The following is a 12,764-nucleotide window of genomic DNA, read 5'->3' on the forward strand; positions in this document are numbered from 1 at the left end:
CACCAGCCCCACCCACCACACCCACAGCACCCTCGGCACCCGACACCGAACCCCCCGGCGCCTCCTCCACGATCACATGCGCATTCGTCCCGCTGGCGCCGAAGGAGGACACGCCCGCCCGACGGGGGCGTCCGGTGTCCGGCCAGGACCGCGTCTCCGTCAGCAGTCGTATCTCTCCGGTGGTCCAGTCGACGTGCGGGGACGGCGCGTCGACGTGGAGGGTGCGCGGCAGCACGCCGTGACGCATCGCCTGCACCATCTTGATGACGCCCGCCACACCCGCGGCGGCCTGCGTATGACCGATGTTGGACTTCACCGATCCCAGCCACAACGGCCGGTCGGCCGAACGTCCTTGCCCGTATGTGGCCAGCAGTGCCCGTGCTTCGATGGGGTCGCCGAGGGTGGTGCCGGTGCCGTGGCCCTCGACGGCGTCGACGTCGTCGGGGCTCAGGCCCGCGCTGCCGAGGGCCGTGCGAATGACGCGCTGCTGCGCCAGGCCGTTCGGCGCCGTCAGACCGTTGGACGCGCCGTCCTGGTTGATCGCCGAACCGCGGATCACCGCCAGCACCGGATGGCCGTTGCGTCGCGCGTCCGACAGCCGCTCCAGCAGCAGAAGTCCCACGCCCTCCGAGAATCCGGTGCCGTTGGCGGCGGCCGCGTACGCCTTGCAGCGGCCGTCGGCGGACAGGGCGCCCTGCCGGCTGAACTCGACGAGTGCGGCGGGCGTCGACATGACCGTCGCCCCGCCGGCCAGGGCCAGCGTGCACTCGCCCTGGCGCAGCGACTGCGCGGCCAGGTGCAGGGCGACCAGGGAGGACGAGCACGCCGTGTCCAGCGTGATGGCCGGTCCTTCGAGGCCGAGCGCGTACGCGATGCGCCCGGAGGCGATGCTGGCGGCGGCTCCGTTGCCGAGGTATCCCTCCAGGTTCTCGGGCGCGCGCTCGTAGAGTCCGGGCCCGTAGCCGCCGTGCATGACTCCGGCGAAGACGCCGGTCCGGCTGCCCTTGAGGGAGGACGGCGCGATGCCCGCGCGTTCGAAGGTCTCCCAGGCGGTCTCCAGCAGCAGCCGCTGCTGCGGATCCATCGCCAGCGCCTCACGCGGCGAGATCCCGAAGAACGCGGCGTCGAACCGGCTCACGTCCTCCAGGAACGCCCCCTGACGCGCGGACGACGTGCCGGCGCCGCCGGTTTCCTGGTCCAGGAGCCGGTCGAGGTCCCAGCCGCGCTCCGTCGGCAGCGGGCCGACGGCGTCCGTCTCGGCCATGAGCAGGTCCCACAGCTGCCCGGGAGAGTGCGCGCCCGCGGGGTATCGGCAGCCCATCGCGACGATGGCCACCGGCTCGTCCGGGTCGTGGCGTACCGGCGCCGCGTCGTCCACCGGGGGTGCGGTGTCGAGCAGTTCGCCCGCCAGATGGGCGGCCAGCGCGCTCACCGTCGGGTGGTCGTAGGCGAGGGCGGCCGACAGAGTGCGGCCGGTCGCGGCGGACAGGCGGTCGCGCAGGGCCACCGCGGCCAGCGAGGTGAAGCCGAGTTCGTGCAGGGCCCGGTCCGGGTCCACCTCCTGGGCGGAGCCAAATCCGAGGACCTCGGCCACGGCGGAGCGCACCAGGTCGAGCAGCGCCCTGCTCCCGGTCGGCAGCGCGACGTCCACGAGCGGCGCGGCCGCACCGGATTCCGTCGTGTCCGCGTCGGCGGGCGCCTGGGCGTCCGGCCTCAGGCCCACCGAGGGGTTCACGGTGAGCAGCGTGGCGGGCAGCTCGGCCAGTCGTGCGCGGGCGGTCTTCCCCGCCGCGTTGCGCGGGATCTCCGCGACCGTGTGGAACGTGTCGGGCACCTTGAAGTAGGAGAGCTCCCGGCGGCAGGTCTCCAGGAGGGTGCGCGGGTCGATGCCTTCGGGGCCCGGTACGAGATAGGCGACCGGGACCTCGCCGAGGACGTCGTGCGCCCGACCGGCCACGGCGGCGTCGGCCACGCCGGGCACCCGGACCAGGACCTCCTCGACCTCCCGGGGGTGGATGTTCTCCCCGCCTCGGATGATGAGTTCCTTGACCCGCCCGGTGATGGTGAGGTAGCCGGCCGGGTCCCGGCGGGCGAGATCACCGGTGCGGTACCAGCCGTCCTGGAGCACCTCCGCGGTCTCCTCGGGCTGGTTGTGGTAGCCGAGCATGAGGGCCGGGCTGTTGACCCACACCTCGCCCTCCTCGCCGCCGACGGCCTCTTCGCCCGTGCGGGGGTGCGTCAGGCGCAGGCCGAGTCCGGGCAGCGGCAGCCCGCAGGAGCCCGGGACATGAGGTCCGCCGGGGGCGTGCGTGGTGATCGCTCCGCCGGTCTCGGTGCTGCCGTAGCTGTCCAGGAGCCGGATGCCGAAGGTGGTCTCGAAGGCCTCGTGGAGCGACGCCGGGCAGGCGGAGCCGGCCACCATGCACACGCGGAGGTCCGGCAGACGGCCCGTGCCGCTCTCCCGGGCCACGTCCACCATGCGGTGGAACAGCGTCGGCACGGCGACCAGGAAGGTGGAGCGGTCCTCGCGTGCGGCGGTCAGGATCTCGTCGGGTGCCGCGCCCTGCATGATGTGTGCCGTGGCGCCGACGGCCAGTACGCCCAGCACGCCGATGTTGTGCGACACCGCGTGGAACAGCGGCATCGGCCACAGCACCCGGCTGTCGGCGGTCATGCCGAGAATGGGCGCGTTGCACACCGCGGTCGCCCACAGCGAGGCCCGCTGGGTCGACACCACCCCCTTGGGACGGCCCGTGGTGCCCGAGGTGTAGAGCATCCAGGCCGGTTCGTCGAGACCGAGGTCGTCGCGCGCCGCGCTGTCCGGCTCGGTGGTGGCGAGGGTGTCGAAGTCCGGGAGCCCGCCGGGCGCCCGGCCGGTTCCGGCCACGACGACGCCGACCGCCTCGCCGCGCCGGGCGATCCTGAGGACCTGCTCCGCCCCGGCGGCCGCGGTGACGACCAGGACGGCGCCGCTGTCGTCGATGTGGTGGGCGAGTTCGGCGTCCGTGGACTGCGGGTTGACGGGGACGCCGACGGCACCGGCGCGGGCGACGGCGACGTAACTCTCCACCATCTCGACGTTGTTGTGCATGCGCAGCAGTACCCGGTCGCCGCGCCGGACGCCCAGGTCCGCCAGGTGTCCGGCGAGTCGGCGCGTGCGTCGTTCCAGTTCCCCGTACGTCACGGAGCGCCGTGCGTCCCGGAACGCGGTCTTCTCCGGGGAGCGACGGGCATGGTGGGTGAGCAGCTCATGCAGCGGCCGGATCAGGTCAGTACGCAACGTGACGCTCACGCCTCTCGGTTTCCAATCGCGTGGGGAACGGAAGTGTGGTGCCGCCGACGAGCCGAACGGTCGTGCCGCGCACGGGCCTTCAACACGCCGCAGCATGGAATCGCAGCGTCAGTATCGCCACGACCTCGTTAGGGGTTTGCCTAGTACTGCGGCGCCGCGTACGGGCGTCCTCGGCCCGGCCCCGTTCCCGGACGAAGCGACGGTGAAACCGGTGTGTCGGTTCCCGTCAACTCCTAGGAGGACCCCCAGTCCCCGGCGGCCGAAAATACGCGGGCCCGGCTCCACGGTGGACCCGGTCCGGAGGCCAAAATGAGTCCTATCTCTCGACAACAGCACGGCTACCGCAGGGCGATGTCCGCCGGCGAGTGGCTCTACGCGGGCATGGCGCCCCGTCACTCCAACATGGTCCAGTTCGTGGTGGAGGGCGCGGGGACGATGGACGAGCGGCGGCTGGCCGACGCCGTGGCCCGTGCCTCGGAGGCCAGTCCCGGTACCAGACTGGTGCGTGACGGCCGCCACCTCGTCGACAGCGGTGTTCCGCCGCGTGTCCGGGTCATGGAGGCGGGCTCGTTCGACGCACGGCTGCTGGACGCGCCGGCGCTGCGGGACGTACTGCGCAGTCCGGGGTCCACGTTCGAGGTGCTCGTCTTCCCGGTCGGCACGCAGGGTCCGGACTGCGCGGAGGCGTCCGTCACCGTCGTCTTCCGGGCCTCGCACGGCGTCACGGACGCCCGTGGGCTGATGCTGTGGATCGAGGACGTGTTCCGGGTCCTGCGCGGCTCGGAGCCGTTGGGTGCGCCGTCCACCCTGAGCAGGGACGAGTTCCTCGAAGACCTGGACCTGCCCGGCGGACCGCCGCCGGTCCCCCGGAACGTCGGTGAACTGCTCTGGTCCTCGCCGCTGGGCCCGTTGCCGCGCAGGCCGTCCGGAATCATCTGGCGTCGGCGGTCGGTCGACGGAAGCCACCCGGCGGCGACGGCGAAGGTGGCCGCGGCGGTGGCCGCGGCGTACGGCCCGGACGGCAACGGCCGCTTCATGGTCCCCGTCGACCTGCGCCGGCACGCACCCGGGATCCGCTCGACGGCCTGGCTGTCACAGGCGTTCGTGCTGCCCGTCGATGCCGGGGACAGCTGGCAGGAGGTGCACGGACGCGCCCTCAAGGCGCTCGCCGACGGCGCGGAGCTGGCGGTGCGCACCGACCCGAAGATGCTGAAGACCCCGCTGCCGCTGATCCGGATGTTCACCTCGGCGGTCGACCGGACCGCGGTGCGGAAGAACCGGTACTCCGCGCTGTCCCACATCACGCATCTGGGCACCTACGACCTCGCCTCCTTCGACGCGGACGACTTCACGGCGACCGCCCTGTACGCGCTGGGCGGTACGGGCCCCGGGGCACCGCCCTCGATCGACATGGTCGAGAGCGGTGGCCGGACCGAGGTGACCCTGACATGGCAGGACGGGCCCGGTGTCGCGGAGCGCGCGGGGGCGCTGCTGGACGTGGTCGAGGAGGCCCTGTCGCCCCGGGCGAACCGGGTGTGGGCGGGTAACGACACCGCGCGCGAGCTGGTGTCGAGCGCCTCGGTGGTGCGGCGCTTCCGCGAGCAGGTGCGGCGCACGCCGGACCGTGTCGCGCTGAGCGGTCCCGAAGGGCCGGTGAATTACCGCGAGTTGAGCCGGCGGGCCGACGCGGTGGCCAGGGCGCTGCGGGACCGCGGCGTGGGTCCCGGGACGGTGGTGGGGCTGCTCGCGGATCGTTCGGCGGCGCTGGTGGCGGGCGTGTGGGGAGTCCTGCGGGCGGGTGCCTGCTATCTGCCGCTGGACGCGCAGCATCCGGACGCACGGTTGGCCGGCCTGTTGTCGGATGCGGGGGCGGCGTACTGCCTGGTGCAGGAGGCCCACGGGCAGCGGGCGGTCGTACCGGAGGGCTGTGAGCGGCTGGCGCTCGGCGAGCTGGCGGCGCCTGCCGGTCCGGAGGACGGCGACGAACCGCCGTTCGTGGACGTCGAGGTGTCCCCGGACGACCTGGCCTACGTGATCTACACCTCCGGCTCCACCGGCCGGCCCAAGGGTGTACAGATCGAGCACGGCAGCCTGACGCACTATGTCGAGTGGGCCACGCGGGAGTTCGGGGTGGCCGCGGACACCCGGTTGCCGTTGGTCACCTCTCCGTCGTTCGACGTCACGGGCACCTCGGTCTTCCTGCCGCTGCTGGCGGGCGGTGAGGTCGTCCTGATGCCGCAGGAACCGAGCCATCTGTCGCTGCGGCAGTTGCTGCAGACCTCCGGTGCCACCATGCTCAATCTGACACCGTCCCATCTGGACCTCATCGGACAGCTCGACATCGCGCCGGCCGGGTACCGCAGCGTGGTCGTGGTCGGTGAGCAACTGCGGGTGGAAGTCGCCGCGCGGGCCCAGGAGATGTTCGGGCCGCAGTGCCGGATCATCAATCTCTACGGTCCCACCGAGGCGACGATCGGCTGCACCACCCACACCTTCAGGGCCGGCGACGACACGGGCATCGCCGTACCGATCGGGCTGCCGGGCGACAACACCCGTGTGCATCTGCTGGACGCGGGGCGCCGTTTCGTGGCACCCGGGGAGGTCGGCGAGATGTACCTGGGCGGCGTGCAACTGGCCCGTGGATACCTGGGCCGTCCCGATCTGGACCGTGAACGCTTCGTCCGTCTCGCCGACGGCAGCCGGGTCTACCGGACCGGTGACCTCGCCCGCGTGATGCCCTCGGGCAGCCTGGAGTTCGTCGGGCGCATCGACGACCAGGTGAAGGTGCGAGGCCACCGGGTCGAGCCGGCCGAGGTGGCACGGACACTGGAGGACCATCCCGAGGTGACGCGGGCGGTGGTGATCGCCAAGGCCCGGCCGGGGAGTACGTCGAAGGCGTTGTACGCGTACGTGGTCACCGGCCTCGCGGCGGAGGAACGGGACTCCCTGACGGAGGAGTTGACGGCGTACGCCACGGAGCGTCTGCCTCGGTACATGGTTCCCGCGGCGATCACGGCGTTGTCCGAACTCCCCTACACGGTGAGCGGCAAGGTCGACACGAAGGCCCTTCCGGACGCCTTCGGGGAGGCTCCGGGGGCCGATGCGGACGCGGTCGCGGCTCCGCAGGGGCCCCTCGACCCGATGGAGGAGGCGGTGGCCGAGGTGTGGGCACGCACCCTCGGGGTGGAGCGCTCCCGGCTGGAGGGCCGCTCGGACTTCCACCGGCTGGGCGGGGACTCGCTGTCCCTGCTCACCATGATCGCCGGGGTGTGCAGGTCCGTGCTGGACGCCGAGGGAGAGGAAGCCTTCATGGCGGAGCTGGCGCGGATCGTGGGAGAGCCGACGCTGGATCAGGTGGTCGCCCTGTGCCGGAAGGTGACGTCGTCGCCGAACGCGGCTGAGCGCCCCTGATCCGCAGCGGCGGGCAAGGCTGTCGCGGTCATGCCGACTGCTCCTTCTCCGTGTCGGCGCGTTGGGCGGGGATGGCGCGGTCGTTCTGAAGGAGCCAGAGCTCGCGGAACAGGCCCGGTGTCGTGGTGAGTTCTTCGAAGGTTCCGGTCTGGATGATCCGGCCGTGGTCCAGGACGACGATCCTGTCGGCGATGGCCACGTTGGCGAGCCGGTGTGTCACGAGGACGACGGCGCGGTCCTCGGCGACTTCGCGCAGGCCGGTGAAGATCCGGTGTTCGGCGCGGGCGTCGAGGGCGCTGGTCGGTTCGTCCATGACCAGGAGTCCGGCTCGGCGGTGGAAGGCGCGGGCGATGGCGATGCGCTGCCACTGTCCGCCGGAGAGCTCGACGCCGCCGAACCATTCACGCGCGAGCAGGGTGTCGAGGCCGCTACGGAGGGTGTCGACGACTTCGTGGGCTCCGGCGCGTTCCGCGGCCTGGTGGACGGTCCGGTCGCCGCCGTGGGGCTGCCCGAGGGTGATGTTCTCACGGGCCGTGAGCGGCCAGTGCGCGAAGTCCTGGGGGACGACCGCGGTCTGCTGCCACAGGGCGTGGGGGTCGAACTCGCCGGTGTCGCGGCCGTCCCAGGTGACGCGGCCGCGGGTGGGCAGGTACAGGCCGGACAGGAGTTTGGACAGGGTGGTCTTGCCGGATCCGTTCTCGCCGACCAGGGCGAGGACTTCGCCGCGGCGGACCTCCAGGGTGACGCCGTCCAGTGCGGGCTTGTCGGCGCCGGGGTAGACGTAGGTGAGCTTCTCCGTCCTGACGGTGTCCGGGGAGGCGGGAGAGCGGGTTCCGCGGTTCATGCGGTGGCCGCCGGCTTCCTCGATGAAGTCGACCCAGTCGTCGAAGTACAGGCCGGTGCGGAAGAGCTGGGTGCCGTAGCCGACGAGGCCGCGCAGGGACGAGCCGACGGTGCGCAGGGCGAACACCGCGGTTCCGGCGGAGGCCACGGACATGTGGCCGGTCGCGAGGAGTGCCGCGAGCGCGCTCCAGACGACGAGGGAGCCGACGCCGCCCGCGAGGGCGCCGAGGAACTGGAAGCGGCCTCCCCGGTTGATGGCGTGGTCGGTGATGGTGTCCACGCGGGCGCCGATCTTCCGGTACAGGCCGAGGAGGAAGGGGGCCATGGTGCCGGCCCGGACCTGGTCGGCGGTCTCCTTGTCCACGATGTACCAGCGCAGGAGGGCGAGGATGCGCCGCTCGGACGACATGGCACGGCTGGCCTCGTAGGTGACCTGGGCGCTCTTCATGCTGGCGAGCCCTTGCGGGAGGACGGCCAGGAGGAGCAGCGGGAGGAGGACCGGGTGCAGGGCGGTCAGCACGCCGGCGGCGGCGATGATGGAGGCGAGGCAGGCCATGAGCTGCTGGGACTGGGTGATCAGGTCCTGGGCGAGTTCGGCGCCCCGGTCGGCGTTGTCCCACCTGTCGTTGAAGCCCGGCTGGTCGTAGGCGGTCAGCTCGGCCGCCACGGCCGCGTTCAGCATCTCCAGCTCGGCTTCGCGGGAGATCCGCGGGGAAAGCCGCCAGGACAGGTTCGTGATGGCGATGGCGAGGAGCGCCCGGGCGCCGGCCGCGACGGCGAGGGCGGTGATGGCCGGGACGGCGCTGGTGAGCCGGTCCTGGATGTGCCCGGAGGCGACCAGCGCGGTGATGGTGCTGGTCGTGGCGACCAGGCCGAACGCTTCCAGACCGGCAGAGAGTCCCTGGCAGGTGAGCAGGGAGACGACGGCCCGCCGGTCGATCTTCCAGGCGAGAGCCAGGGCGCGGCGCATGAGGTACGGCAGCCGCCGGGCCATCCCCCACGTGGTGACGGGGTGGCGGCGCAGGACGGTGAGCCGAGGTGACTCGAACCGGAGTTCCTCGGCCGGTTTGTCGGAGGAGGGTTCGTCGGAGGCGGGTTCGTCAGAATCACTGCCTGTGCTCAAGTCGGTCCTTCCGCCGGGGAGTTGGGCACCCAGAGTGCGCCATATCGGACTTCCCGGGAATGGCGCGGGCGCAAGATCCACTCGAACTCGTGAACCGCGCGGCGTGGCGACGTGCCCATCAGGCAAGATCCTTCATGCAAACATTTGATCTCTCCATGGGAAAGTCATTAAGGTCATGCTCCAGTCCTCGCTCAGGTGATCACTCAAGGCCGAAGGAGCTCACCCCTGTGGCGTCCCATCGTCGACCCAAGCAGCCGAGCCGCACCCGTGTGACCGTGCTGACCACCGCGGCCGCCGCTGCCGTCGCGCTCAGTGCGAACGCCGCCGATGCCGCGCCGCGCGAGAAGCTCGGCAAGGACGAGGTCAAGGCGAAGGTCGACAAGCTCTACGAGCAGGCGGAACAGGCCACCGAGAAGTACAACGGGGCCAAGGAGAAGCAGCAGAAGCTGCAGAAGGAGATCTCCACCCTCCAGGACGGTGTCGCGCGAGGCCAGCAGGATCTCAACAAGCTGCGCGACGGCCTGGGTTCGCTGGCCACGGCCCAGTACCGCTCCGGCGGCATCGACCCCTCGGTCCAGCTCTTCCTGTCCTCCGACCCGGACGACTTCCTCGACAAGGCCTCCACGCTCGACCAGTTGAGCGGCCAGCAGGTCGAGGCCCTGAAGAAGATCCAGGACAGACAGCGCGAACTCACCCAGGAGCGCGCCGAGGCCACCGAGAAGCTCAGGGACCTCGCCGCCACCCGCACCGAGCTGGGCGGCAAGAAGAAGGAAGTCCAGAGCAAGCTCGCGGCGGCACAGAAGCTGCTCAACACGCTGACCGCCAAGGAGAAGGCCGCGCTCGCCACCGAGCAGGCGCGGGCCGACCGCTCCGCCACCCAGCGCGTGGACCTCGGCGACGCCGGCTCCGCCTCCGGCCGCGCCTCCGCCGCCTTCGCAGCCGCCCAGAGCCAGCTCGGCAAGCCGTACGTCTACGGCGCCACCGGCACCGCCTCCTACGACTGCTCCGGCCTGACCTCGTGGGCCTACGCGCAGGCCGGCGTCTCCCTGCCACGCACCTCCGAGGCCCAGACCGGCGCCGGCACCCGCCTCACCCGTGGCCAGCTCCAGGTCGGCGATCTGGTCTTCTTCTTCAACGACCTGCACCACGTGGGCCTGTACGCGGGCAACGGCCAGATCCTGCACGCCCCCCGGACCGGCACGGTCGTCCGGTACGAGTCGATGGACACCATCGGCGGACCGTTCATGTTCGGCGTCCGCGTCTGAGCGGGCCGCCCGGCGGCGCGCTGAGTGTGCGTCACATCCCCGCTGCCCGGCTTTCGTCGGCTTACCTTCTGTGCCAGCACAGAAAGGTTTGTCGTGCGGGTCCTGTTCACCACGCTCGGTAGTCCCTCCCACGGCCGCGCCCAGTTGCCCCTGGCCCGGGCGCTCGCGGCGGCCGGCCACGACGTGCTCGTGGCCACCGCTCCGTCCCTCGTCCCGCTGTTCGCACAGGACGACGTCCGGGTGAGCACCTGTGTCGGCGAGTTCTCCGTGGGGTCCTTCATCACGGCGGACGTGCTCGCGTCGGCGTCCCAGAGCGGTCCGGAAGGAGAGGCGCGGCAGGATCTGCTGGAGCGGGCCCTGCTCCTGGCGATGTCCGGGCCGATGGCCAGGAGTCTCCTGGAGCGGATCCTGCCGGTGGCACGGGAGTTCCGCCCCGAGCTGATCCTGCGTGACGGCATGGACCTCGGCTCCTGCCTGATCGCGGAACATCTCAGCATCCCGCAGTTGCCCACCCCGTCGGGCGCCGGGAACGCCGTCGACCCCGCCCAGGTGCTGCCCCGCCTCAACGCCGTACGGCGGGAACAGGGGCTGCCCGCCCAGGAGGACCCGCTGTCGATCGTCCCCCACGGGCGCATCGACTACGTACCGGCGGCCTTCTCGTTCGCCCGGCACCTGCCCCCGTCGCGGGCGTACCGGCAGACCGTTGCCGTGGACCGCCACTCGGTCCTGCCGCGGTGGATCGCGGAACTGCCCACCGACCGCCCCCTGGTGTTCGCCGCGCTCGGCACCGCGCTCCCGATGATCCGGCAGCAGACGGCCGCCGCCCCCGCTCAGGAGCAGCCGCCGGTCCCGCTGCCCGACCCGGTGGTGACGCTGCGGTCGATGATCGGGGCGGCCGAGCGGCTGGAGGAGTGCACCGTCGTCGTCGCCGCCTCCGGCCTCCCGGCGGACACCGAGGGGCTGCCCGCGCATGTGCGCGTCACCGACCGGGTGCCGCAGCCCCTGCTGCTGGAGTGCGTCGACGCGTTCCTCACCCACGGCGGCTTCAACAGCGTCCGCGAGTCGCTGCGCACGGCCACCCCCATGGCGGTACTGCCGCAGTTCGGCGACCAGTTGGCCAACGCGCGCCGGGTGCAGGAGCTCGGGCTCGGCCGCACGGTCGACGACAGCACGCCGGACGGCATCGCCGCGGCCGTACGCGAGACGCTGACCGACGCGCACATCCGCGCCCGGACCCGCGAGGCCCGGCTGGCCATGCTGGCACTGCCGGAGATCGAGAACGCCGTCGACGACCTGAGGAAACTCGCCTGAGTTATTGACGCGAACATGGCCACGCCTTACGTTCTGAGCGACCTACCGAACCACGTTCGATATACCGATCATGACTGTTGTTCGTCCTCAAGGGCCCGCACCCCTCCTGGAGCACGCATGGCCACCTCCCGCCGTCAGTTCCTCGGCCTCACGGCCGCCACGCCCCTGGCCGTGACCGGTGCGCTGAGCCTCGGCGCCACAGCCGCGCAGGCGGCCGACCCGGCGTACGTGATGTGCTACTTCACCGAGTCGACCAGCCTCGGCGACGGCACGGACTACGGCCTCCACCTGGCCGTCAGCCAGGACGCGCTGGAATGGACACCGCTGAACCAGAACAACCCCGTCGTCACGCCCACCGAGGGCGACCTCGGCCTGCGCGACCCGTTCGTCCTGCGCAGGCAGGACGGCACGTTCGTCGTCCTCGCCACCGACCTGAAGGGCACCGACTGGAATTACGTCAGCCAGTACATCCACGTCTGGTACTCGACCGACCTGTGCACCTTCACCGGCTACCACCGGCTGAAGCTGCACGACATGAACACCCACGCCTGGGCGCCGGAGGCGTTCTGGGACGCGAGCCGGGGCCAGTACGCGGTGATCTACTCGGCCGTCGACGCCAGCGGCCACAACGTCATCATGGTGAACTACACCACCGACTTCCTGACCGCCTCCGCACCCCAGGTCTTCTTCGACCCGGGCTACGACGTCATCGACGGCGACATGGCGGTCGGCGTGGGCGGCGTCAACTACCTCTACTTCAAGAAGAACCAGACGCTGGTGGGCGCCCGCTCCACGTCCCTCGCCCCGGGGAGCTTCACGGAGTTCGGCACGGCCGTCGCGCACGGCGGCACCGAGGCACCGGAACTGGTCAAGTCCCCCACTTCCAGCACCTGGTACCTCTACGGGGACACCTACACCCCCAACGGCGTCTTCTACGTCTGGCAGTCCGGTGACCTGTCCACGGGCACGTGGACCGCACGCGACCAGAAGACCTACACCCAGCCGGTCAACTCCAAGCACTGCGGCATCCGCGCGATCACCTCGGCCGAGTACGCCAAGCTCCTGGCGTACTGGGGCACTCCGCAGTGGAACCGCCTCAAGTCGTACAACCACCCGGACCGTTACGTCCGTCACTCCGACTTCGTGGGCCGCATCGACGCCTACCCCATCGACCCGTATCTCGACTCGGAGTGGAGGCTGGTCCCCGGTCTCGCGGACCCGGCAGGCGTCTCCTTCCAGTCGGTCAACTACCCGACGCGCTACCTGCGCCACTACGACTACCAGCTCCGACTCGACGTCGGCGACGGCACGTCCACGTTCGCCGGGGACGCGACCTTCTACCGCACACCGGGCTTGGCGGACGCGAGCTGGGCCTCGTTCCGGTCGTACAACAACCCGACCCGCCACATCCGCCACTTCGACTACGTCCTGCGCATCGACCCGATCTCCACGGCCGAGGACCAGCAGGACGCGACCTTTCGGGTCGGGTACTGAGCCCGCACTCGCACGCGGGCGGCGG

General features: G+C 71.3%; 6 protein-coding genes. 4 read left to right on the forward strand and 2 right to left on the reverse strand.

Annotation, left to right across the window (positions count from 1 at the left end):
* A partial coding sequence (locus ACFC8N_RS32420) for a beta-ketoacyl synthase N-terminal-like domain-containing protein (RefSeq protein WP_376292031.1) occupies window positions 1-3,292 on the reverse strand: 3,292 nt, incomplete at its 3' end.
* Between the two features lie 309 nt (window positions 3,293-3,601).
* Here ACFC8N_RS32420 and ACFC8N_RS32425 point away from each other — a divergent pair.
* Window positions 3,602-6,703 carry an amino acid adenylation domain-containing protein gene (locus ACFC8N_RS32425; protein WP_376292034.1) on the forward strand — a complete coding sequence of 1,034 codons (3,102 nt, stop codon included), beginning with the start codon at window positions 3,602-3,604 and terminating at the stop codon, window positions 6,701-6,703.
* A 28-nt stretch (window positions 6,704-6,731) separates the two neighbouring features.
* On the opposite strand, the gene ACFC8N_RS32430 is transcribed toward ACFC8N_RS32425, so the two are convergent.
* Complete coding sequence (locus ACFC8N_RS32430) at window positions 6,732-8,669, reverse strand: ABC transporter ATP-binding protein (RefSeq protein ID WP_376292036.1); 1,938 nt, start codon at window positions 8,667-8,669, stop codon at window positions 6,732-6,734.
* 227 nt (window positions 8,670-8,896) lie between these two features.
* Between ACFC8N_RS32430 and ACFC8N_RS32435 the strand changes: the two genes are divergently transcribed.
* The 3 genes from ACFC8N_RS32435 to ACFC8N_RS32445 all read left to right on the forward strand — a co-directional run bounded on the left by ACFC8N_RS32435 (window position 8,897) and on the right by ACFC8N_RS32445 (window position 12,739).
* Window positions 8,897-9,934: an NlpC/P60 family protein gene (locus ACFC8N_RS32435; RefSeq protein WP_376292039.1), complete on the forward strand. Its 1,038-nt coding sequence runs from the start codon at window positions 8,897-8,899 to the stop codon at window positions 9,932-9,934.
* 93 nt (window positions 9,935-10,027) lie between these two features.
* Window positions 10,028-11,245, forward strand: coding sequence for a glycosyltransferase (locus ACFC8N_RS32440; RefSeq protein WP_376292041.1), 1,218 nt, complete (start codon window positions 10,028-10,030; stop codon window positions 11,243-11,245).
* Between the two features lie 117 nt (window positions 11,246-11,362).
* Complete coding sequence (locus ACFC8N_RS32445; RefSeq protein ID WP_376292044.1) at window positions 11,363-12,739, forward strand: glycoside hydrolase family 43 protein; 1,377 nt, start codon at window positions 11,363-11,365, stop codon at window positions 12,737-12,739.
* Window positions 12,740-12,764: the final 25 nt, after the last annotated feature.

It is taken from the genome of Streptomyces sp. NPDC055966 (assembly GCF_042269865.1).
Taxonomy (GTDB): Bacteria; Actinomycetota; Actinomycetes; order Streptomycetales; family Streptomycetaceae; genus Streptomyces.

Coding starts and splice junctions, on each gene's coding strand:
- ACFC8N_RS32425 (WP_376292034.1), top strand. CDS start 3,602: ATGAGTCCTATCTCTCGACAACAGCACGGCTACCGCAGGGCGATGTCC.
- ACFC8N_RS32445 (WP_376292044.1), top strand. CDS start 11,363: ATGGCCACCTCCCGCCGTCAGTTCCTCGGCCTCACGGCCGCCACGCCC.